Source organism: Catenibacterium sp. co_0103, assembly GCF_004168205.1.
In the GTDB taxonomy this organism is placed as follows: Bacteria; Bacillota_I; Bacilli_A; order Erysipelotrichales; family Coprobacillaceae; genus Catenibacterium; species Catenibacterium mitsuoka_A.
Genome location: NZ_RCYB01000003.1, coordinates 38,427 through 59,662, shown reverse-complemented (window position 1 = coordinate 59,662; position 21,236 = coordinate 38,427). Strand labels below are relative to the sequence as shown.

Here is a 21,236-nt window from a genome sequence, read left to right as displayed (position 1 = left end):
GAAAGGGGCGGTGCCTATATGCTATCCGTAGCGGTACATAAGGACATCGCCGAGTACCAGCCAAAGGTCGTGGGCAAGATGACCGGGCGCACCCTCGCTTCAATCGCGGGTGCGCTCGGTTGCTCCGTCCTCACAGGCCTCTACATCTACTTCGTGTTGGGCTGGAACGTCGGCGATAACATGATGCTCATCTACGCCGTGAGCCTCCCGTTCTGGTGCTGCGGCTTCATCCGTCCGAAGGGCATGCCCTTCGAGCAGTTCGCCGCACTCTGGCTCAAGGCGAACTTCGGTGTGGAGCGCATCTTCTACGTTCCCTCTATGCAACTCAGCGGTCTCATCGCTTCACCCGATGGGAAGAACGTAAAGAAAGGAAGGGTCTATGGAAAACACTATCGAAAGCAATGCAGCCTCAAGGGAATCGAATCCTACTCCCCCCGAGCCGGACATGTCATCGCGTGACACCGACGCAGGCTTCGACATCGAAGATTTCGTCCACACTTCCGGCGAGGGCTTCGGCAACGACCGCCCAATGGACGCCGATAACGGCTCGGTCGATGTGGCGGCGCTCGGCTCCTTCGCCGGTGCTCCCACCGTTGCTGGCAAGAAGATGTCCCGCAAGGAGAAGAGGCAGGCAAAGCGGGAGGTAGCACGCCTCAAGAAGGAGGCGAAGCTGGCCGAGAAAGAGGCCCGCAAGAGCTACACGTCCGTGAAGTCCCAGCTCAAGGACCGCGACAAGGAACTAACCTCGAAGACGGCGGATGCCCGCCGCAAACGCGAGGGCGCGAAGGACGTGGTGAACTACATCGGCTACAACCGCATGTACCAAGACGGCATCTGCGAGGTCGAGGAGGGTCTGTTCTCCTCCTCCATTTCCTTCTCTGACACCAGCTATCACTCCGTGCGCGACGAGCAGCAGAAATCCATGTTCTCCGCACTCACGCGCCTGTACGACCAGTTCGGCGCGAACACGCTGGTCCAGATGAGCGTCATCAACACGCCGCTGCTCAAGGAGGAGGTCGGCAACCGGAAGTTCTTCGATGTCGCCCGTCAGGGAAACGACGCCGCCCGCAATGACGCGCAGGTGTTCAACGACATCCTGAACGACAAGGTTCGCGAGGGCGTGTCCAACATACGTCGCAACCGCTACCTGACCTACTCGGTCACCGCCGAGACGGCGGACGACGCGGCACGCCAGCTCTCCCGCATCGAGACGGAATCCAGCCGCATCCTAAACTCCATGGGGTCCAAGGCCCACCTGATGAACGGCACCCAGCGATTATCTGTCATCCACTCGCTCCTGAACCCCTACAAGCCGTTCTACTTCGACTACCAGAAGGACATCTCCGCCAAGCGCGTGCAGACCACCAAGGACTGCATCGCCCCGACGCAAATTGACTGGCGACCGGACGGCATGTTCAACGACTGCTTCAAGCTGGACAACGGCGTGTACGGTCAGGTCCTTGTCATGAAGAAGTTCGGCTCCGAGCTTTCCGACCGGGCACTTGCCGACATCGTTGACCTGCCGCTCCCCATGGCGGTCACATGGTTCGTGCAGCCCATGGACAAGTCCAAGGCCATCAACTTCGTCCGCACCCGCAGCGCGTGGATTGACAAGGAGATAATCGAGGAGCAGCGCAGCGCCGTGAACAAGGGCTACGACTTCTCCATCCTGCCGCAGGAACTCAAGTATTCCAAGGAGGAGACCGAGGACGTTCTTGACCACTTGCAGAACAAGAACCAGCGCCTCTACGTCTTCACCGGCCTCATCTACACTTACGCGGAGAGCAAGCAGCAGCTCGACGCTCAGGTCATGCGCATCATCTCAACCGCCCGCCAGAACTCCATCGAGGTGGACACCTACGACTACCGGCAGCGCCGGGGCCTCAACTCCGTGCTGCCCCTCGGCCACAACCACGTCGAGATAAGCCGCATGTTCACCACCGCGCAGGTCGCCATCCTCGTGCCCTTCGCGACGCAGGAGCTTGACGATGCCGGTGGAAACTACTATGGCCAGAACAAGCACTCCCGCAACCTCGTCATGTGCAATCGCAAGCGCCTGACAAGCCCCATGGGCTTCGTCTGCGGCAAGACCGGTTCGGGCAAGGGTATGTTCACCAAGACCGAGATGACCGGCACCATCTTCTCCAACCCGACGGACGAGATTTACGTCATCGACCGCGCCGGTGAGTACACGGCCATTGCCGAGCGCTACGGCGGCACCACCTACCACTTCGGCGTTGGCACCGACACGTTCCTGAACCCCTTCGACACGGTGTCCGTGGAGCACATGCCCCGCACCGAGCAAATCGCGTTCAAAATCGACGCGATGCTGGCGCAGGCGGGTGCCTCCGCAGCCGAGTCCGGTCAGTCCCTCTCCGAGGTTGACCAGTCCATTATCCAGCGCTGCGTGGAGCTTGCGTTCCAGCGTGCCGAGGAGCGCGGCGACGGCCTCCCTCCGACATTGCAGGACTTCTACGACATCGCCCTTGAGCAGCCCGAGCATCAGGCGCAGACCATCGCGCTACGTTACGAGCGCTTCGTCAAGGGGTCCATGGACTTCTTCAACCGCCAGTCCAACGTGGATTTCAACACCCGCATCGTGGACTTCAATTTGAAGGACCTGCCGGACTCCATGCTGGTCTTCGCCCTCATCAACGTCTGTGAGGCCGTGCGAAACCGCATGTACTTCAACGCGAAGCGCAACGTCCGCACGTGGCTCTACGTCGAGGAGATGCAGTCGCTCTTCGCCTACCCGACGGTGCTCAACTACTTCTCCCGCTTCTCCAACGAGGGGCGCAAGTTCGGCCTGCTGCTGACGGGCATCACCCAGAACGCGGTGGCGATGCTCAACAACGAGGCCGCGCAGAACATCGTGCTCAACGCCGACTTCATCATGCTTCTCAAGCAGTCCCCGCTCGACCGCATGCGTTGGGTGGAGCTGCTGAACCTCTCCGAGCAGGAGGAGGAGTGCATCGACGAGTCCGCCGAGGCCGGTGACGGCCTGCTCATCGCGGGCAACGCGCGAGTGCCGATTCGCGGCAAGTTCCCGTCGGGCAACGTGCTCTATGACTTGTTCAGCACGAACCCCAACGAGACAAAGGAGCTGAAAATCGGCTCCAAGAAGAAGGACGGCAAAGTTATCTAAGCCGGGAAAGGACGGTGAACGTCAATGAAGCCTTCTGATTTCGTATCGACATCCGGCCAAAAACAAGCCATGTCACAATCCGTGTTGCAGACGGAAATGACGGATGCCGTCAACACCGGAATAGTAGGACGCGCCGACAAGAGCGAGAAGTCGTTGAAGAGCGGTCTCTACTCGGTTGGCAAGAAGGCAGCAACGGGCGGTGCCGCCAGTGCCGCCCTCGCCGCCGTCACCAATGGAAGGAACGGCAAGACCGGTTCCGCATCTGGCGGGGCGTCCCCAAAAGGCAAGGCCGGAAAGGCCAGCGCCGCCGCCATGGTTCACGCCGCCGTCCATAGCGCTCTGGAAGGCTCCGAACTTGAGGGCGCTGATGACCTTTACAACAGCGGAAAGGGCGCGTACCGCGCCGGTCGCGCCATCGGCAGGCGCATCAGCGGTAAGTCCGGGTCCCTCGACATCAAGGGCGCGGTGAAAGGTGCCGGTAAGGCAGCCGCAAGGGGTGCGGTGAGCGATACCCTCCAAGGTTCAGAACTTGAGGGCATGGATAACGTCTATGACGGAGCGAGGGTCGGCTACCACGTCGCGAAAGGCGTGAAAAAGCACCTCGGCGGCAAGGACCCCCTATCATCGGACAAAAGCCTCGGCAAGCTCTCCGAGAAGAAATCCGCGAAGAAGGTAGCAAACACGGTCGAGGCGAAGCGCAAGGCTCAGGCCGCAGGGTACTTCAAGAGGAACGTCTATACCTCTGCGCATAATGTGCAGATGGCTAAAGAAACAGCCAGTGCAGCGAAAAGTGGTTTCCACCTCATCGCGTCAGGCTCGAAGGGCGGTTTCTTTGCTGCCATTAGCTCGCCTGCCGTTCTCCTCCTTATCGGGTTCCTCCTGATTTTCATTTTGTTGGCAGCCATTCTCGGCGGTGGCGCTAATGATGAGATGGAAAAGAAAAGTATTGGTAGCTTGAGTGGCGTCCCAGCAGAGGTCGCCACATACCTAAAAGGTCACGGTTATTCAAACGAAGGCATCGCGGCGATTCTTGGAAATATGCAGCAAGAATCATCAATGAATCCGGGAACGTCTGGTGATGACGGATATGGAACCGATTCGTTCGGTCTGATACAGCTTACCGGCTCCAACAAGAACAACTTCCTTCGCTGGTGTGCCAATACCGGCAAGATATGGAACTCGGTATCCGCGCAGATGGAGTGGTCATTTTCGGGCGAACTCGGAACTGGGTATTTCGCTGGGGATTGGTATGATGCCCTCGCGGAAACATATTATGAACTCGAAGATGGATATGAGCCTCGTTTCGGTAGCGACTATTATCGAAATGGCGAGGAAATGAAAACCTCCAACGATGTTGAACTCGCCACATATTCTTTCATGGCATGCCATGAAAGACCGGGTAGTAGAAAAAGCTACAATGATGATGTGTCTCGTCTCGACAAGAGGCTCGAATACGCCCGAAACTTTCTCGCCCAATTGAATACCGGTCCAATTGGCGGCGGTCAAGATTATGTCAGCGCCGAGCAATGGCAGAAGGACATTGTAGATGCGTGCAATCGCGTCAGCTGGCCTGGTGCTTCCTTGTGCGCAACATGGACCAGCAATGTTTATCGCGCCGCTGGTTATCAGGTATGGGGAAACGGTAACAGTGTTCTAGGCCATCAAGGATATGGCGCAAGCTATTATCCCTCACGTGCAACAACGGACTTATCAGAAATAAAGGTTGGGATGCTGGTGTCAGCACAGTTTGGTTCAAATACCGCAGCAGGCAATACATACGGCCATGTGGGCATTTACATCGGTGACGGTATGGTCATGGACAGCGTAAACTCTGGCATTCGAACCATACCTCTTTCTGAGTGGGTCTCCCAGAACGGCAGAGGTTGGATTGTATGCGGTTACCCTTGGGATTGGCGATAAAAAAAGGAGAAAAAATACAAATGGAGAGCATTAAAACATTCATCAGAGAGCATCAAAAGGGGGCTATCATCCTACTCTTCATGCTCATCGTGTTCATTGGATGTTCCGCCGTCAGCGCCATCAACGTGGCTAAGCATCGTGCGGAGGAAGCAGCCGTACAGACAGATGAGGTACGAGACAAGGGAAATGCCTCCGATAATACCGACACCCCTCTATCTAAGGAACAGAAAGAAGCCATCAGCAACTACGATGATGAGACAAAAAACTTCATCGACACTCTTTCAGCTTCCGTATGGTCTGCGGGAGGTGGTCGTTACTCACTTCGCTTCTCCCGAGATTCGTATACCGAGTCTGTGAACGGTGAGTCCAACACCCATAGCTATGCCATCACTCGTATGGAAAAAACAGGAGACGGTTATGGTGGAACATATCGCACTATCGTCTTTGACACAGACACAGGTACTCATATCGTGACTTATGCGGATGGAAAAGGGTCTGCTGTACAGGATGTGAGTGGAAACATCGACAAAGATGATTCCTCCGTCATCTCAACCATCAAGAGCACATCCATGTTCGCCCAAAAAGATACCCCTTATGAAAGGGTCGAAACTGTCGAAGACATCAGCATCAAGGGATTGAATAGCGAGATAACAACACTTCTCGACGATAGCACCGATAAACTCATCGAAGAACTTAGCACGTGGTGCGCAGTCCATTATCCATCAGCTACCGAGGCGACATGGGAGAAGACTGCGGTCATTGATTATGAGACCGGCGTTGTCTCCACCAACTTCACCCTTAACACTGAGAACCCGGTCTCTATCGCCATCACATACAGCCTTTCTGACAAATCTTATGACTTCGAGTTGTAGTGTTGATGACGGAGCAGAAAGGATTGAGATATGAAAGAAAATACAAACAAGACAATCACCCGTATCAAAAGAAGGCTCCCTACTAGGCTCAATCCAGCCATCATCCTTCTAATCGCCGCATCTGTCACGCTGCTATTTCCTCAACCAGTTCACGCAGCGCCATTTTGGGAAGTCGGAACAAATCTCAAGAATATGGTTTGCGAATGGCTCCTCGACATGTCATGTTGGGGATTCAACTTGTATAACGACATCGCCATGAAAATCGGCAGTTCCGACATGCTCTCGGCACCATTCGACTCCCTGCTTGGTGTTAGCACCTATGAACTCACGAAGACCATCCATCAGACAGCTGTAATTCCTATCGCGGAATCTATTCTTGCGCTCTTCATGTTGGTTCAGCTCGTGAAAATCAGCCAACGCATCGACGCGACCGCGACCCTCCCAGCTGTAAAAGACATCGTGTTTCTCGCAGTCGTCTACGTGCTCATACATTGGTTCATTGTCAATTCGCTCGACATCATGCAGGCCATTTACAAGATAGCCGTTGACAACATCATTCCAGAAATCGGCACCGCTCAGAGCAATACAGGATTTTTCAATGGTGAACTTACCACTTCGAACATTCCTGATTCCACTTGGGATGAACTTACGATAGGAGGTTGCTTCTTAACGCTCTGCGCGTCTATTCTTAGCGGTATCGGAGGAGTCGTCGCCTACATGGTCGCATTCATCGTCGCTTATGCCCGTGCTTGGCAAATCTACGCCATGGCGGCATTCTCCTCCATTCCAATAGCCCTTCTGGGATTCGATGAGACCCGGCAGATGGGAATCGGATTTCTCAAGAATTTCGCAGCCGCCGTCCTCGCCGGTGCAGTGATGATGTTCCTTCTCGTTATCTATCCTCTCGCCCTCAGTACAATGACAACTGCAAGTGGTGTTACGGGAGGCGCATCCATTCTATTCCTGATTTCGATTCCGGCCGGTGGAACAGCAAGTCTGGCCTCGGCATCAGTTCTGATACTTCTTGAGTTCCTTGCCATTACATTTCTTCTCATCATCGCCCTCATAAAGTCCGGCGCTTGGGCAAAGGAGATTTTGGGCAGTTAACCACTTACCGAGAAATCAACACCATCAACCGAAAAGGGACGGTCTTTCGGCACCGTCCCTTTTCTTTAATAATATATTATTGGGCAATCGCAAGAGCCTTGGAAAGGAGCCGCCATGCCAAACTACAACGACGCACAGGGGGTCGCCGACCTCCTCTCCCAATTCGACTTCAATATCATCAGCAAGGGTCCGGGTGACTTCTCGACCCAGCACCGCAAGTACACCTGCGAGTTCAGCAAGCCCGGCATCGAGTCCTTCACCACCACGTACCAGTCCAACCCTGATGTCCACGGCCAGCCGACTGCGACGGATGTGTTCGCCGCGCTGGCGAGCGACGCGCTCGCGGTCGATGGCCGTCATATCGACGACTTCGCCGATGAGATGGGATTCGAGAAGCCGTCTCAGGCCATTCGCGCCTAGGAGTCCTGCCGCAAGACCCTCGACTGGCTCAAGAACGATATGCAGCTCATGACCTCTGAAATCTCCGACATCGCGGAGACCCTTGACAACGAGCTTGATGAGGTAAAGGAGGAGGTCGAGCGCGTGCAGGCGGAGCGCAAGGCAAAGCATGAGTTCGAGCACCCGCCAGTGCCAGAGGGATTCACCTCCATCGAGGACTTGCAGGCGAGCCTCAACCTCGGCGAGTACGGCGACCGAATCACGGACTACACTGGCAATATCGGAGATGCCTTCAGTGAAATCGCCGATGGTGCGGTGGACCTCTACACCCACGACCTGCTCAAGTGGCTTCCCGATAACTACGAGTGGCTTGAGGAGGCGGATTTCCAAGGCCTTCTCGAAGGTTGCAAGGGCGACCTCATCAAGATGACCCAGATGGCCCAATACGAGTGCTTCACGCAGGACATGTACAGTCATCAGGAGGACATCGCCAAGTACGCCGCTCTCGAAGGCCTCGCAGCCGAAGGCGTGTACGCGCTGGCAGATGAGGTTTACGACGATGTGTTCGACGGCATCACCATCGACTTCAATGACAACAACATGGACATCGAGGACTTCGCCACCGAGGCGCAGACCGCGATTCAGGATGCCATGGATTCGCAACTCTACGATGCCCTCGGTTCAAACGATGAGATTCTTGAAGATGGTGAGCTGAGTGGCGACTTCGAGGCAATCAAGGAATCCGGTTACGATTTCCCGAATCCCTACGCCATGAGCGCCGAGGCGGTCCGCACGGTCAACGAGAAGGGCTACGAGACCGCGTTCAACGAGTTCTGGAAGGAATTCATGCCAGATAAGGGCTACGAGGTCCCGACCGTCTCCGAGGCTGCCCAAGAGAGCCGCGAGGCATCGGGCAAGCTCGAACAGGACAGTCATGACGGGCAGACGCCCGAGCGTGAGGATGAGCGTGCCGATGGGGACGCTGAGCATTAGATAAGACGATGACCGGGCGGCGCGGGTTCTTCTCGCCCGCCTTTTCACATGAGAACATCGGGCAGGACGCCCGTTAGGAAGGAGCATGGATATGGATAAGACACCGAAAGAGCGCATCGTCTTCGATGAGGGCGTGTATTACGGCGACGAGGGCAGCGAGATTTCCATCGAGGACATCACGAGCCGCGAAGGCATCACCGTGGAAGAGGTTCTTGATAGCTATACCGAGGAGGAGATATTCGAGAACGCGATGAACATGATGGACATCGACCGCTCCGAGGAACTTGCCGGATTGAAGGCGTTCCTAGACGGCTCCGATAGCCCGCTGTCCTCATACGACAATCCACTCGGCGGTAACCGCATCATTGCGCGAGGCTCCATCGGTCGCTGGGATGGCACGCGCCATGGCATGACCGCGTACAGGGATTTCGATGACATGATGGGCGGTCACGACTCCGTGTTCAAGGACTGCGAAATTGGTAAGGTCTGGGATGAGAACGGCAGCCTGTTCATCCACGGTTACCATCACGACGGCGGGGTCGATGTCGAGGTCCGCCAGCTCACCGATGCCGGTGAGGAGGCACTGGATGTCATCGAGGACGCGTGGGTCGGCGAGCCGTTCACCATTAACGACAAGGAATACGACGGCTCTTGGGAATCAGTGAACGCAGCGATGCGTGAACTCTGGGAGAACCCCGCCCTCTGCCCCTCACCGCGCTATATGGAGCTTGCATTCGGCTGCCCCGCAGTGGAGTACGAGGCACCAGTCATCGACCCGCTTCTCGAAACCGCCGAGTTCACATCATCCGCCATCATGAGCGCCGAGGTCGCTCCGGGTGCCGCGAGCGCGACCGTGCATGATGTCGCGGGTGTTCCCTATGAAGTCCCCGCAGATGTCCTCAACGGGTTGAAGGACGCTGTGCGCATCTCGGACCGCGCAGCGACTACCACCCTCTTCACCTCCCTCACCATCGCCGGATGGACGCAGAAGGGCGATGAGAGCGCCAAGGCCAGCCCGGTGAGCCTGAAAGCCGCCGCAAAGGAGGCACGCGAGTCATCTGCCGCGTTGGCTGCGCATGGGGCTTCCACCATCGACCTCGAACATGAGGTCGATAACGCCCAGAAAGCATCGGAAACTCTTTTCGATGCCGATGGCGACCGTTAGAAAGGAGGCGGCTCTATGGATTTCAACGACGCGACCGCGCTCATGCGTCTTGTTCAGGCAGTCGAGAACGACCCCTATGTATCGAGTGGGGCCGGTGAAGCCCTCGCGGACAAGGTGCGCGAGTTCATCGAGGATGAGGCGGAATTGGGCGGCTGGTACACTGAGCTGATGAATGCCATCGGCGAGGGTGAACCGACTTTCAGGGAGTGCGGAACCTTCACCGACCACGGCTTCGGCTTCCATGCGCAGGACGGCACGAGGACGGATTACGTCATAGGATGGCCCTTTGAGGACGGCGGTTGGGCCGTCCTCACCGGCAGTTACGACCTTGAGAGCGATGAGCTGGCGGACTACCATCTTCCCGAAGATTACCTGAACGGCCTGCTGTCCCGTTACGGCTACTCGTCGCTCGCCGACTTCAAATCCGTCAACGGGGAGGCATGGCGCGACGCGCTCACGGGAATCAGGAAGCGAATCGCTTCGAGGTTCCCCATCTTTTCCCCGACCCATCAGCCGCAGAGCGGTTCTGCACTTATCAAGGCGTCCCCGGCGACCTGCTCCGCCCCGCCATGGAGAAGGCACGGGCCGAGTACGAGAAGGTGAAAGCCCACCAATCTCCCGAGAAAGCCGTGTCCCTCAAGGGCGAGGTGGAGACGGCCCGTGGCGCTTCCGCCGCGATGGCCGATAACGGAAACCATTCAAATCGTGGGCAGGACGCCCGCTAGGAAGGAGGATTGTGACATGAAGGGCATGCTCATCCCGACAAACGGGAACCCGGTCGAAATCGACATCGAGGTCGATGAGACGGGTTCCACGTTACACGACCTGCAACGCCTTGTCGGTGGGAACATCGAGTCGTTCGATGTCATCTTCGGCGAGGGCACCAGCCTCTACGTCAATGAGGAGGGCCTGTTCACCTGCCCGCCCAACCGCGCGGTGTACGCGACGAAGGGCATGGAAGAGGCCGGGTACCTCTCCATGATGGATTACAGTTCACCGGTCAAGGAGGGAGAACTGTACTCCATCCTCTGCGGCGACCTCGTGGCCGTCGGGTTCGACTTCGAGACCGGAGAGAATCGCGACCTCTCAGCCGATGAGATGTCCCGCGTAGCCGACTACTTCACCGAGGTCAGCAAACCCGGCAGCGGCATCGAGGAGGTCATCGCAATCCGCACGGGACAGCGCCGTGAGGAAGCCCGCTCGGAGGATGGCCGCGTCACCCTCAAGGGGGAGGCTCAGGCATCACGTGCCGCCTCCGAGAAGCTGGCAGAGGGACGCGACACCGGCTCACCGGCACTCGACGACCACTCCATCGTGTAGATATATAGAAAGCCATCATGGCAGAAAGGTAGGAAAACACCATGGCATATGACAAGAACATCCCCGACGTGCTGCAACTACTGCGCCTCGACCTCGGTAACGTCGATTACACTGTACCGCGCGACACGACCATCGCGCGATACACCATCGTCGGAGACTACTTCCCCCGCTACTGCATCGCGGATGTGGCCGACGATGCGGACACCATGGACATCCAAGGCGCTATTGAGGAGACGATGCACACCATCCTCGACTATGGCGGTACGCCAGAGGATTTGCGCACCGCCATGGGCCTCGTGCCCGAGGCGGAAATCGACTCGGACATCATCGAGTCCGGTGAGTACGTCCCCGTAGACCTCGGCTACTGCCTCGACGGGCAACTCACGGGTTTCGAGGTGCTTCCACTCGATGAATGCGACATCAAGGACGTGTTGAACGGGCACCAGATTGAGAACGTCATGACGGCGCTCAACAACTTGCCCGTGAACCTGCGCCTGCCAGCAGCCAAAGTCCTCTCGCAGGGAGGCTACACCGAGTGGCAGGCATACCAAATCTGCAAGGCTTTCGAGGTAGGCGTCGATGCGGACGTCATCGCGGAGCGCATCGCGAACCCGGTCCTGAACCATGCCCAGATGCGCGAGCTTCGCCGCATCGCCGTGCATACCGACTTCGCCGACCACGATGCAAGCCCCTATAAAAAGGATGTCTTCAAGACGCTCTCGAACGGTGAGTACACCGCCGAGCATCTACATCAGGCTCGTGAGCTTATGAAAACCACTGCCATCCATGACATCGCGTTCCCTCGCGACTGGCTGAAACTCGACTCACGCCAAATGGAGGTCGTGCGTCACTCCCTCAAGTCCGATGTCCCCATGGACGCTTTAGAGGAATACGCGGACGGCACTTACACCGCCGACCACATGAATGTCATCACCATGGCGCTCACCGAAGGCATGGAAAAGCCAGGAATCGAGCGTCTGATGAACCATGACCTCTCCATGGAGCAGGTCTGGGGCTTCTATTCGGCCATCTCGGGTGGTCGCTTCACGAGCGAGCAGCTTGACGTGCTGTGCGACCCGACCAAGCCCGCCGAAGTCATGAACGCCATGCGCACCGGCATGACCTATGGACTGGATACCCAGACGGTGACGCGCTTCGCCGACGGCACCTTCAAACCCGGCCAGATGGAGACTATCTATCATGCCGCAGCCGACAAGAAGTGGGTCACAGATGAGATTCTTGATGTCATCGCCGACCCGCGTTACAGCGCGAACCAGATTGGCGCTCTTCATATCAGCGCCGCTCAGGGCGCGACCCTCGACGAAATCAAGCGCGAGAAGGAGGTCATGGGCATGTCCATGAACCTCAAGGACGATGCCGCGAAGTCCGGTTCCGTCCACGAGGCAGCCAAGGAATCCCGCGAGGCATCCGCCCAGCTCGGCTCTGAGAGCCATGGCGATAAGGCCGTCGAGCGCGAGGAGTTGGAGTAGAGAATAAGCGGTTTTCCACGCTTTCAATGGCCGGAGGGTTCTCAACCCGACCCGCAGGCTGTTGGAAGGGTGGAAAACCGCCCCAACTATACATATTGGAAACTATCAGACCACAAAGGAAGGAGGCCATATGCCAGATGAGATGAACAAGCGAGAGGTCATCCTGACCATCCGCGAGTACGAGAACTCGGTGGCGATGCCCGAGGGCGAGCGCGTCACCTACCTCGACCCGCGCGGCGGGGTGCATCTGAAAGACGGCGACGATAAGGCATCGGATTACACGGGGCACGCCGCGAAGTGCGCTGAGTACCTTCGCTTCGGCGATGAGGTCGATGCCGTCACCTGCGGGGAGTATCCCCGTTCCAGCGCGGTCAAGTTCTGCGATACGCCGGAGCTGTTCGTGCAGGCCGGGTTCCGCCTGCTGCCGATGCTCTACACCCAACGCCACCTGCGCGATGCCATCCGACCGAAGAGCAGCTACGACCCCCACCGCCATGGACTCACCGTTGAGCAGATGAAGCGCCTGCCCGAGTTGATGGAGCATCCCGTGATGCTCTGCGATAGCCCCGCCCGCGAGGACACCATGCTCGTGGTGCTGCGCGATGTGGATTGCGATGACCTGCCGCTCATCATGGCCGTGCGTCCCGATGGGCGCGGTTATTACGAGGCTGGCGAGATTGAGACCAACTTCATCTTGGCTGTCTACGGTAGGACGAACTTCCCCCGCTACTTCGACAACCTCATCACGCCCGATAGGGTCGTCTATTATGACGAAGAAAGAGGCCGGGAACTCAATGCACTTGCGAAGCTACACTTGCTTCGGAGCCACATCGTCGAACCCGACCTCAATAGGATTATTATACGCTGCCCGCAGTGCATAGTCAAGAGCGAAACCGCAGGTCAAGAGGGTTATCGGTTGGAATCGAAGGCCAAGGAGGCCCGTGATTCGAGTGCGAAGTTGGCAGGAAAAGAGCACAGTGCCACTCTTGAACATGACCATGAAGATAGGTAGATGGACGTGATGAAGGATATATCAGAAATCGAGGGATATGAGGATGTCGTCACATGGTGCCGTGACTTCTTCTCGGCTACGGATTCAATCCATGCCGACATCGGCGTATCGCCACTACTCTACCGTTCGGAACGTAACCTCCTGATGTCTCTGGTCTCATACCTATTCGATTACCTCCCATCGGAGGACCTGACAACGGATGCCTTGCTGACTCTTCTGTCCATGGCGGAGACTAAGCCCGATGATTATGGATGGAAATCGCCATTGGACCTTCTCTTCATGGAACTTGAGACGGGCAAGAGATACGCGGCCAGACCTGACCGCGAAGAGCCTATCGGACTATCGCGAAATCTCCTACCTGCTGACGATTCCTACCTTGTCCAGATACCCTCCCCGCTCAAGCGGCGCGACGGCTACAAGCCATCTGAGTGCGAATACTTCCCATCACCGGATAAGGACTTCACCCTCCGATGCTGGCTCCCCGTCAAATCGCTCTCCCGAGTGGACTTCGCGCTCATCGTCTCAGACTTGACGTGCCGGACGCTCGACTTCAAATACCGTGATGTGTCAGTAGCTCATCCTCTCATCACCGATGAGGATAAATCTATCGCGAAACGCCATAAACCCTTCGGTTTCAGAAGGGACAAGAGACAGAAAGGACAAAGCCTATGAAACTGGTAATCGCTGAGAAACCGATGCTCGCACGCGACATCGCACGCGCCATCTGCGGCAAGGAGGTATCGGAATCGGCGCGGCTGCCCATCTCGGGCAACGGGTACACGGTCATCGCCTGCGCCGGTCACCTGCTCGAACTGGTGGAGCCGGATGCGGTGAACCCCGCATGGGGCAAACCATGGTCGTTGGACGTGCTGCCCATCCAAATCGACGATTGGGCGAAGGAGCCGACCGAGGACAAGAAAGACTTGGTGGAGCGCATCGACTCGCTTTTGCCGGAGGCCGAGTGCGTCATCAACGCCGGTGACCCCGACGATGAAGGCCAGCTCATCGTTGATGAGGTGTTGGACTACCTCGGCTACGAGGGAGAGGTGCTGCGCGTTTACGTCAACGACAACATCGAAAAGAACATCGTCAAGGCGTTCGAGCGTCTGGTACCCAACGAGCAGTGCCGCCCTGCCGGTGACGCGGCATACGCCCGCCAGATGGCGGACAAGTGCTTCGGCGTGAACGAGACCCGCCTTGCCACCAAGCGGCTCGGGGGCCTGTTCTCCGTCGGTCGCGTGCAGACCCCAACCCTCGGATTGGTGGTCAACCGCGATGAGGCGATAGAAAACCACGTCACCCGGAAATATTACGAGCTGACCGCTACCGGCAGCTGTGCAGACGCGTCGGGAGCACCGGTGTTCAAGTTCAAGCCGGACAAGGACATGTTGGCCGGTGAAAAGCACGTCTTCGACCGCGATGTCCTCGATGTCATCAAGGCGAAGCTGGACGGCTCGGGTATGTCCTTCTCCACGGTCATCTCGAAGAAGGTCGAGAACCCTCCCCTGCCCTACAACCTGACGGTGCTGCTGTCCGACATGTCCCGCCGCTACGGTTTCTCCGCATCGAAGACCCAGCAAATCACGCAGGACTTGCGTGATAAGTACAAGGCGATAACCTACAACCGCTCGGACTCCCAGTACCTCAAGGAGGAGCACTTCGCGCAGGCACCGGTGGTGCTGGCGCAGGCCATGGAGAACGTCGGGGTAACATGGCCGCTCGACTACTCCATCCACTCCAAGGCGTTCAACGAGAAGAACGTGACCGCTCATCACGGCATCATCCCGCAGGAGGTCAGCGCCCCCGTGGCCGACATGACCGGGGATGAGGCCAAGGTCTACACGGCCATCGTGGAGCGCTACGCCATGCAGTTCCTCCCGTCTGCCACTTACGATGTGAGCACCAGCGTCTTTGCGGTCGATGGCGGGGAGTTCCAAGCCGTCGCGCGGCGCGTGCGCGAGGCCGGTTTCAAGGCCGTGTTCGGCAACGTCTCCGATGAGGACGGCGATGACGCGGCATCCGGCAACCCTTGGATTGACGAAGGCGACCATCGCCTTGAGCGCATCGAGTGCGCCGTCACCGAGAAGGAGACCGCCCCGCCCAAGCCCTACACGGAAGGCACGCTCATCGCCGACATGGCCTCCATCGCCAAGTACGTCACCGACCCGGAGGTCAAGGCCATCCTCAAGCAGAAGGACGACGGAAAGAAGGGCGAGCACGGCGGCATCGGAACCACGGCCACCCGCGCCTCCATCATCGAGAAGTTGAAGGAACGCGGGTACCTTGAGGACGTGAAGGGCAAGATTCGCTCCACCGAGAAGGCCCGCGCCTTCTACCATCTCCTCCCGCCCGAGATTCGCGGCGCGGACGTGACCGCCCGCTGGTGGCTCATCCAGCAGGACATCGCCGAGGGCAACGCGGATGTGAACGCCCTGCAACAGAGCGTCATCGAGGTCTTCAAGGGCCATCAGGACACCGCCTACGTCGGTGCGAGCATCGCGCCCAAGGCCACGGTCGTGGGCAAGTGCCCTCTCTGCGGCGCGGACGTGGTGCAGCGCAAGTCGAAGTCCGGCAAGGCCTTCTACACCTGCTCCTCAAACAAGAGCGAGAAGCAGGAGGACGGGACTTGGAAGCAAGTCGCGGGCTGCGGTTTCAAGCTGCTGGGCTGGTGCGGCAAGATGTTCACGGCGAAGCAGGCTGCATCGTTGCTCGAAGGCAAGGCGGTGAAGCTCACCGGCTGCATATCCAAGACGACGGGCAAGACCTTCGACTGCAAGGCGAAGCTCAAGAAGGACGGTACGATAGAGCCGATGTTCGATAGCAAGCCCAAGGGCAAGTACAACAAGGCAAGGAGATAGCACATGGACATGGTGAATGACGGCAAGGACATCCACCTCGACACGCCGCAGGCGGTCAAGGAGGCACTGGCTTCTGGCAAGGACCTCTACAACCCTCAGACCGGCGAGTTCTGGTGGGAATATAACTACACGGGAAGCATCGCCAATACATACGTCCACCTCGACGACCCGAACCTGCTGGCGGTCATCGACAATCCCGACTTCGACCTATACGAGGACATCGTGGGCGGGTTGAACTACACGGGTTACATCACCGACAGCATCGAGACCATCATCGAGGACGGCGAGGAGAATGCTCCGCTAATCGACCCGCGCGATGAGGTGTTCGCTCAAATCGCCTCCGAGGACGGTTGGGTCATCGCGTCCCCCGAGAACGTGAGAAATGCCGTGCAATCGCACATGGCTGAACATGGGGCCGATGCTCCCGGAAAGGAGAAAGGCATGGACAAGACCGCAGAAATCGCCGCGTGGAAGGAGAATCACGTCCCCATCGACCGCAACGGTGATGACGCGCTCGTGATGCACAAGATGGCCGACGGCAGCCGAGAGTTCATCGTGGCGCACGGCTATGATGAGGAGACCGGGCACTGGGGTCACGGCACCTACTACGATTCCCTCGCCAGCGCGGCGGCAGACCTTGAGAGCCGCACCATCTCCGACGCCGGTGAGGAGGTCATCTGCCCTGACTTCTGGTACCGCGCCGACATCGAATCCGCCCTTGAGAACGCCGGTCTCGAAGTGAACGATGCGAACGTGAATGCCACGCTAAAAGAACTCGGCTTCGACAACGGATGGCTTAACAGCAATTTCCACGACCGCCTCGCCGAGATGGGCAACGAGATGATTGCAGATGCGGTGGACAACATCGAGCCGAACGGCGGCGACGGCGATTCCCCCGAGGCCTTCGTCGATAGGGGCATCTCCCTGAAAGCCGAGGCCGAGTCCATGCGCAGGGCATCTCAGGCGCTCTCCGCCGACGGCTCTGTCGATGAGCGTGAGCCTTCCTTCATCCCCGACCTCTCTTAGGAGGCACCGATGATGGACGTGAACTCGGGGTACATCGGCCACTCGATGTCACGACGCGCCGCCGAGGCTTACGAGGACGGCGAGATGCCCAATAGCAAATGGACGAAAAAAGCCATGGTCGCGGCCATCCAATCCTATTGTGATGAGTTCGACATGTCCTTCGACCCCGATGTGCTCAAGGGTATGCGCAAGGATGATATGTTCGAGCGGTTCTTCCACAAATCGTCGTGGCACCACACCTCCAAGTTCTTCAACGAGACGGATTTCTACAAGCTCGATGAGGATGCGGTCTGCGGGTCGTTCCGACCGATGACCGATGCCGAGGTCGCCGAGCGCGATGCGCTGCATAGACAGGCCATCGAGGAAGAGAGGGCCGTGCGCGAGGCCATGCGGGCTGCGAGGATTGAGCAGTTGGACCGTCATCGTGCATACCGAGAGGAGCATGGATTCGCCCCCGACACGGTGGCCGCGTTCGCCCATGAGCATCCCGAATGCTGCCATGAGCGCGTGAGCCGCAAGGGCAACCGCATACTCTCCTATATCGACTACCTTGGGCATGAGCAGGTGTGTCCCATCGACCGAATCGGCGAAACCCATCTCTACGGTTTCGATGCAACCGAACCGGGCAGCTTCGACAGGGCAATCGAGTGTCACCAGTTGCACAGTACGCGCGGAATGCCCGGTAACGACCGCATCACCCTCGGGGGCGAGGCTCAAGCCATGAAGGCCGCGTCAGCTGAGATGGCGGATGGTACGGAAAAACATGACATCGGGCTAGATGCCCGATAAGGAAAGGATGTGATGGAACATGCTCACCGATTACGAGCGCTATCAGCTCGAATGGATGATTGAACACGGGCACAGCCTCAAGGAGTTCGTGCAGGGACTCGACCTCGTTGACCGTGACGGCATCGACAGCCTTGAAGAGGCCTATGCCATCTGGGAAAACGACTACGGTTTCGGCGGTGAAGTCTTCTCCAACGAGCGCGAGTTCAAAGAGGAGGACCTACCAGCCATGAACGTCGGGGCGCATGGCGAAACGCTCCGCCAGATGGTCGCTGACACCAGCGAGATGCCAGTTAAGGCCGTCGAGCTAATCAAGGGCCTCTATGTGGTCGAGGGCGCTATGGCGCAGGACCATGGCATCGACTATCTTTTCGATAACATCGGAATCCTCACAGCCAGTGTCCGCGATATGCTCAGTCGCGAGGCTGAGCGCGGTCAGTGGGAGGGCCAATACAAGAGTCTCATCGACAAATGCGAGGAGATGCGCGGCGATGAGGAATGGGATTGCAGGGACACCGACACCCTCGTGGACGGCTTCGCGAAGGCCGTTGAGCACGAGGCGGATGCCGCATTCGAGGTCGCCCGCATCAAGGGCGAGCTGTCGATGTACAACGCCGCGTACTACAACCCCGAGACCGGCGACCTCATCGTGAGCTACCTCACCGATTACGAGGACCCGACGGTCGAGGTGTTTTCGTATACGCCTGATGAACTCCTCGACGAGATAGCGAGGCAGGGCGGTGATTTGGAGAACCTTGAGCTGACCGCGCACGACATCACCGCAGACGGCGATTACAGTCATCATGTCGCGACCTACCACTCGACCGACGAACTCGCCGAGTCCGGTATCTTCGGCAAGGGAAACCTCATGGATGTATCGGGGGAAATCTCCCTCGCCGAAACGATGTCGAGCCTGAAATCTGACAAACCCGTCCCCGAAGGTCTTCTGAATATCGACAACGTGCGCGAGTGGTATACATCCGCCTTCCCCAACGATGAGCTTGGGGCCGAACTCAACCTCGACCTTACCTTCGATGACGCCCTCGCGGCGATACCGTCGGGTACCGGCTTTTACGATTCCATCGGCGCGGGCGATTCCGTGGTGCGCGAGCGCGTCTTCGAGGAGCTGTGCAACCGCTATGGATACACCTACGATGAGGTCTATGATAGTTGGCTCAATGAGTCTCCCTTGCCCTCCCCCGCCATCTCGCAGCAGCCCGAGAAAATCGCGGTGGCGGCGGGCTACCGCTTCAACCTCGTGGACACGCGTGAGACCTCCGGCATCGACCTCAAGGGCTGCGGCACCGTGGTTACCGTGGACGGCCATGATTACGATGTAATGAAGGGCGCGACCTACGAGGACTCCCGCAAGGTCGATGACCTGCTCGACTCCCATGGGGACAGGCCCATCTCCGATTACCGCAAGCGTCCGCAGGGCATGAGCCTCAAGCAGGCCGTGAGGGAGTCCCGCGAGGCATCCGCCAAGCTCGCCGAGAATAACAGCGGCACCGATGCACCCGATGGCAAGGATGAGCGCTAGGAGGGATGCCAGATGGGACTTGAACGCGACACCTATCTCGACGCGGATGACATGACCGTCTCCGTCACCCAATCGCTCCTCGACGTGCAGGCACCCTCGCATGACGATGCCGACGAGTATGAAGATGGCTGTGCCGTCCTACGGGAGGCGGTTCAGGTGACCTCGCATGGACGCGTGGTGTCCAGTGCGGTGCAAGAGCTCCCGGTCTCCATCCACGGGGAATCGACCCGCGCCCGCGCGGCGGCTGCCGCGTTGACCGCGCATGTGGATGCCGAGGATGAAGTCGAGGAAAAGGACGACAAGCGCAGGAGCCGTTAGGGCAACCGCTACCCAGATGGTGTGGTTTCCCTTCACCACCTGCCGATTGATATACAATATAGGGTGTCTTAGGCACTCTATGGACAGAAAGGATGAGTGATAGACATGCCAGAGAACGCGAAGTACGCCAACGTCAAGATGCCTGCGGCGTTCCTCACGCCGCACGAGTTCACCGCCAAGGACGGTCGAACTTTCGAGAAGGCCTACGTTCATTTCCCGGAGGGCACCAAGGTCAACGGCATCGACCTCGGCCACTACTCCTGCGACGTGTTCCTCAACGAGCGCATGAAGCAGCAGATGCTCTCCGGCGAGCAGGTCACCATCGGCTTCAAGGCCGATGAACCTGTTCAGGTCTGGACGGGCAAGGCCGGTGATGAGCAGAACCCGTACAAGAAGTACGAGGTCAAGCCTTGGGATTTGGTCAAGGGCCTCAAGGCAGCCAACGAGGGCTTCAAGGCCGAGAAGGCAGCTGAGCGCGAGGCTGCCAAGGAGCAGGGCGCGACCCTCAAGGGCGAGTCCGAGCAGATGCGCGAGTCCTCCGCCAAGCTGGCCGGGGACAACACGCCCGAGGAGCACGCCAACACCCGCTAGGGTCCAAGGAAGGGGGAATACGGTAGATGAAGGTCGAGGTGCTTTTCAAGAGCCACCGCTACGAGGAGTTCGATTCGTCCACGCAGACGTGCCCGGAGCCGTATCGCGGCAAGGGGCTGAACGTCCTCACCGACTGGAACCTCTATCTCGGCTCCCTTGAGGAGAACGGCATCATCCTCGTGCAGCACTGGTATGACGGGAACCCGGCATCCTCCCAAGGCAAGGTGACCTTGGAGGGGGTCGAGGTTCCCGCCTCCGTGCGCAAGGTCGGGTGCGCCATGCTGCTCGTCTCCCCTGACGAGCTGGACGAAATCGTGTGGCTCAAGAAGGACGGCGAGAAGCTACTTTGGCGCGAGGGCGAAGACCTCATCAACGGAGAGCGCTTCTTCGCGCAGGAGCAGCTTTGCTACTCCGATGAGACCACCAAGTCCATCAACCGCCGCGCCGTGGCGGTCTACGATTACCTCGCGAACGCCCATCCGACATGGGACGAGGAGGAAGTGGCCGAGAGCATGGGCTACACCGCATCGGCCATCCGCCGCATCCGAGATGCGGAGCTATGCCAAGACCCCGAGTTCATCGAGGTCGAGGACGAAGATGACACCGAGGAGGCCGACGTGGATGCCGAGGGCGGTATCGGCGGCTACAACTTCGGTTAGAGATAGCAATCAGGCAAACCACCAAGCAATCAAGA

General features: G+C 58.3%; 20 protein-coding genes. All 20 read left to right on the top strand.

What is annotated here, in order from left to right:
- Positions 1–18: 18 nt before the first annotated feature.
- Positions 19–459, top strand: a complete 441-nt coding sequence (locus tag EAI80_RS01215) for a PrgI family protein (RefSeq protein ID WP_052015740.1) — start codon at positions 19–21, stop codon at positions 457–459.
- The gene (locus EAI80_RS01210; protein ID WP_202976583.1) at positions 380–3,145 is read left to right on the top strand and encodes a hypothetical protein; all 2,766 of its coding nucleotides are present in this window, start codon (positions 380–382) and stop codon (positions 3,143–3,145) included. Before EAI80_RS01215 ends, EAI80_RS01210 begins: the two co-directional genes overlap by 80 nt.
- A 24-nt stretch (positions 3,146–3,169) precedes the next feature.
- Positions 3,170–5,065: a phage tail tip lysozyme gene (locus tag EAI80_RS01205; RefSeq protein ID WP_129980636.1), complete on the top strand. Its 1,896-nt coding sequence runs from the start codon at positions 3,170–3,172 to the stop codon at positions 5,063–5,065.
- Positions 5,066–5,085: 20 nt separating this feature from the next.
- Positions 5,086–5,937 carry a hypothetical protein gene (locus EAI80_RS01200; protein WP_129980635.1) on the top strand — a complete coding sequence of 284 codons (852 nt, stop codon included), beginning with the start codon at positions 5,086–5,088 and terminating at the stop codon, positions 5,935–5,937.
- Positions 5,938–5,967: 30 nt separating this feature from the next.
- Entirely contained in the window at positions 5,968–7,044 is a 1,077-nt protein-coding gene (locus EAI80_RS01195; RefSeq protein ID WP_129980634.1) for a hypothetical protein, read from the top strand.
- Positions 7,045–7,158: 114 nt separating this feature from the next.
- A complete protein-coding gene (locus EAI80_RS01190) occupies positions 7,159–7,464 on the top strand; it encodes a hypothetical protein (protein ID WP_129980633.1) in 306 nt (101 codons plus the stop codon).
- Between the two features lie 48 nt (positions 7,465–7,512).
- Positions 7,513–8,436 (top strand): hypothetical protein, encoded by a 924-nt coding sequence (locus EAI80_RS01185; RefSeq protein ID WP_129980632.1) that lies wholly within the window; start codon positions 7,513–7,515, stop codon positions 8,434–8,436.
- A gap of 91 nt (positions 8,437–8,527) precedes the next feature.
- Positions 8,528–9,601, top strand: coding sequence for a hypothetical protein (locus EAI80_RS01180; protein WP_129980631.1), 1,074 nt, complete (start codon positions 8,528–8,530; stop codon positions 9,599–9,601).
- Between the two features lie 15 nt (positions 9,602–9,616).
- On the top strand, positions 9,617–10,204 hold the full coding sequence (locus tag EAI80_RS01175) for a hypothetical protein (RefSeq protein WP_129980630.1): 588 nt from the start codon (positions 9,617–9,619) through the stop codon (positions 10,202–10,204).
- Positions 10,205–10,342: 138 nt separating this feature from the next.
- A complete protein-coding gene (locus EAI80_RS01170) occupies positions 10,343–10,921 on the top strand; it encodes a DUF3846 domain-containing protein (RefSeq protein ID WP_129980629.1) in 579 nt (192 codons plus the stop codon).
- A gap of 41 nt (positions 10,922–10,962) precedes the next feature.
- The gene (locus EAI80_RS01165) at positions 10,963–12,411 is read left to right on the top strand and encodes a hypothetical protein (protein ID WP_129980628.1); all 1,449 of its coding nucleotides are present in this window, start codon (positions 10,963–10,965) and stop codon (positions 12,409–12,411) included.
- Positions 12,412–12,541: 130 nt separating this feature from the next.
- Positions 12,542–13,423 (top strand): hypothetical protein, encoded by an 882-nt coding sequence (locus tag EAI80_RS01160; protein ID WP_129980627.1) that lies wholly within the window; start codon positions 12,542–12,544, stop codon positions 13,421–13,423.
- Positions 13,424–14,095, top strand: a complete 672-nt coding sequence (locus tag EAI80_RS01155) for a hypothetical protein (RefSeq protein ID WP_129980626.1) — start codon at positions 13,424–13,426, stop codon at positions 14,093–14,095.
- Entirely contained in the window at positions 14,092–16,281 is a 2,190-nt protein-coding gene (locus EAI80_RS01150) for a type IA DNA topoisomerase (protein WP_129980625.1), read from the top strand. The genes EAI80_RS01155 and EAI80_RS01150 overlap by 4 nt, the downstream gene beginning before the upstream one ends.
- 3 nt (positions 16,282–16,284) lie before the next feature.
- Complete coding sequence (locus EAI80_RS01145; RefSeq protein WP_021420628.1) at positions 16,285–17,307, top strand: hypothetical protein; 1,023 nt, start codon at positions 16,285–16,287, stop codon at positions 17,305–17,307.
- 9 nt (positions 17,308–17,316) lie between these two features.
- Positions 17,317–18,096: a hypothetical protein gene (locus tag EAI80_RS01140; protein ID WP_129980624.1), complete on the top strand. Its 780-nt coding sequence runs from the start codon at positions 17,317–17,319 to the stop codon at positions 18,094–18,096.
- A 19-nt stretch (positions 18,097–18,115) separates the two neighbouring features.
- Positions 18,116–19,633 (top strand): hypothetical protein, encoded by a 1,518-nt coding sequence (locus tag EAI80_RS01135; RefSeq protein WP_129980623.1) that lies wholly within the window; start codon positions 18,116–18,118, stop codon positions 19,631–19,633.
- A 12-nt stretch (positions 19,634–19,645) separates the two neighbouring features.
- Positions 19,646–19,951, top strand: a complete 306-nt coding sequence (locus EAI80_RS01130) for a hypothetical protein (RefSeq protein ID WP_129980622.1) — start codon at positions 19,646–19,648, stop codon at positions 19,949–19,951.
- A 105-nt stretch (positions 19,952–20,056) separates the two neighbouring features.
- Positions 20,057–20,542 (top strand): hypothetical protein, encoded by a 486-nt coding sequence (locus EAI80_RS01125; protein ID WP_129980621.1) that lies wholly within the window; start codon positions 20,057–20,059, stop codon positions 20,540–20,542.
- A gap of 26 nt (positions 20,543–20,568) precedes the next feature.
- Entirely contained in the window at positions 20,569–21,201 is a 633-nt protein-coding gene (locus EAI80_RS01120; protein ID WP_129980620.1) for a hypothetical protein, read from the top strand.
- The last annotated feature ends 35 nt before the right edge of the window (positions 21,202–21,236 follow it).

What these genes read in the sequence shown, in the direction of transcription:
- EAI80_RS01135 (WP_129980623.1), top strand. Translation starts at nt 18,116, where the DNA reads ATGCTCACCGATTACGAGCGCTATCAGCTCGAATGGATGATTGAACAC.
- EAI80_RS01160 (WP_129980627.1), top strand. Translation starts at nt 12,542, where the DNA reads ATGCCAGATGAGATGAACAAGCGAGAGGTCATCCTGACCATCCGCGAG.
- EAI80_RS01120 (WP_129980620.1), top strand. Translation starts at nt 20,569, where the DNA reads ATGAAGGTCGAGGTGCTTTTCAAGAGCCACCGCTACGAGGAGTTCGAT.
- EAI80_RS01180 (WP_129980631.1), top strand. Translation starts at nt 8,528, where the DNA reads ATGGATAAGACACCGAAAGAGCGCATCGTCTTCGATGAGGGCGTGTAT.
- EAI80_RS01145 (WP_021420628.1), top strand. Translation starts at nt 16,285, where the DNA reads ATGGACATGGTGAATGACGGCAAGGACATCCACCTCGACACGCCGCAG.
- EAI80_RS01155 (WP_129980626.1), top strand. Translation starts at nt 13,424, where the DNA reads ATGGACGTGATGAAGGATATATCAGAAATCGAGGGATATGAGGATGTC.
- EAI80_RS01140 (WP_129980624.1), top strand. Translation starts at nt 17,317, where the DNA reads ATGATGGACGTGAACTCGGGGTACATCGGCCACTCGATGTCACGACGC.
- EAI80_RS01130 (WP_129980622.1), top strand. Translation starts at nt 19,646, where the DNA reads ATGGGACTTGAACGCGACACCTATCTCGACGCGGATGACATGACCGTC.
- EAI80_RS01205 (WP_129980636.1), top strand. Translation starts at nt 3,170, where the DNA reads ATGAAGCCTTCTGATTTCGTATCGACATCCGGCCAAAAACAAGCCATG.
- EAI80_RS01150 (WP_129980625.1), top strand. Translation starts at nt 14,092, where the DNA reads ATGAAACTGGTAATCGCTGAGAAACCGATGCTCGCACGCGACATCGCA.
- EAI80_RS01170 (WP_129980629.1), top strand. Translation starts at nt 10,343, where the DNA reads ATGAAGGGCATGCTCATCCCGACAAACGGGAACCCGGTCGAAATCGAC.
- EAI80_RS01195 (WP_129980634.1), top strand. Translation starts at nt 5,968, where the DNA reads ATGAAAGAAAATACAAACAAGACAATCACCCGTATCAAAAGAAGGCTC.
- EAI80_RS01175 (WP_129980630.1), top strand. Translation starts at nt 9,617, where the DNA reads ATGGATTTCAACGACGCGACCGCGCTCATGCGTCTTGTTCAGGCAGTC.
- EAI80_RS01215 (WP_052015740.1), top strand. Translation starts at nt 19, where the DNA reads ATGCTATCCGTAGCGGTACATAAGGACATCGCCGAGTACCAGCCAAAG.
- EAI80_RS01125 (WP_129980621.1), top strand. Translation starts at nt 20,057, where the DNA reads ATGCCAGAGAACGCGAAGTACGCCAACGTCAAGATGCCTGCGGCGTTC.
- EAI80_RS01165 (WP_129980628.1), top strand. Translation starts at nt 10,963, where the DNA reads ATGGCATATGACAAGAACATCCCCGACGTGCTGCAACTACTGCGCCTC.
- EAI80_RS01200 (WP_129980635.1), top strand. Translation starts at nt 5,086, where the DNA reads ATGGAGAGCATTAAAACATTCATCAGAGAGCATCAAAAGGGGGCTATC.
- EAI80_RS01185 (WP_129980632.1), top strand. Translation starts at nt 7,513, where the DNA reads ATGACCTCTGAAATCTCCGACATCGCGGAGACCCTTGACAACGAGCTT.
- EAI80_RS01210 (WP_202976583.1), top strand. Translation starts at nt 380, where the DNA reads ATGGAAAACACTATCGAAAGCAATGCAGCCTCAAGGGAATCGAATCCT.
- EAI80_RS01190 (WP_129980633.1), top strand. Translation starts at nt 7,159, where the DNA reads ATGCCAAACTACAACGACGCACAGGGGGTCGCCGACCTCCTCTCCCAA.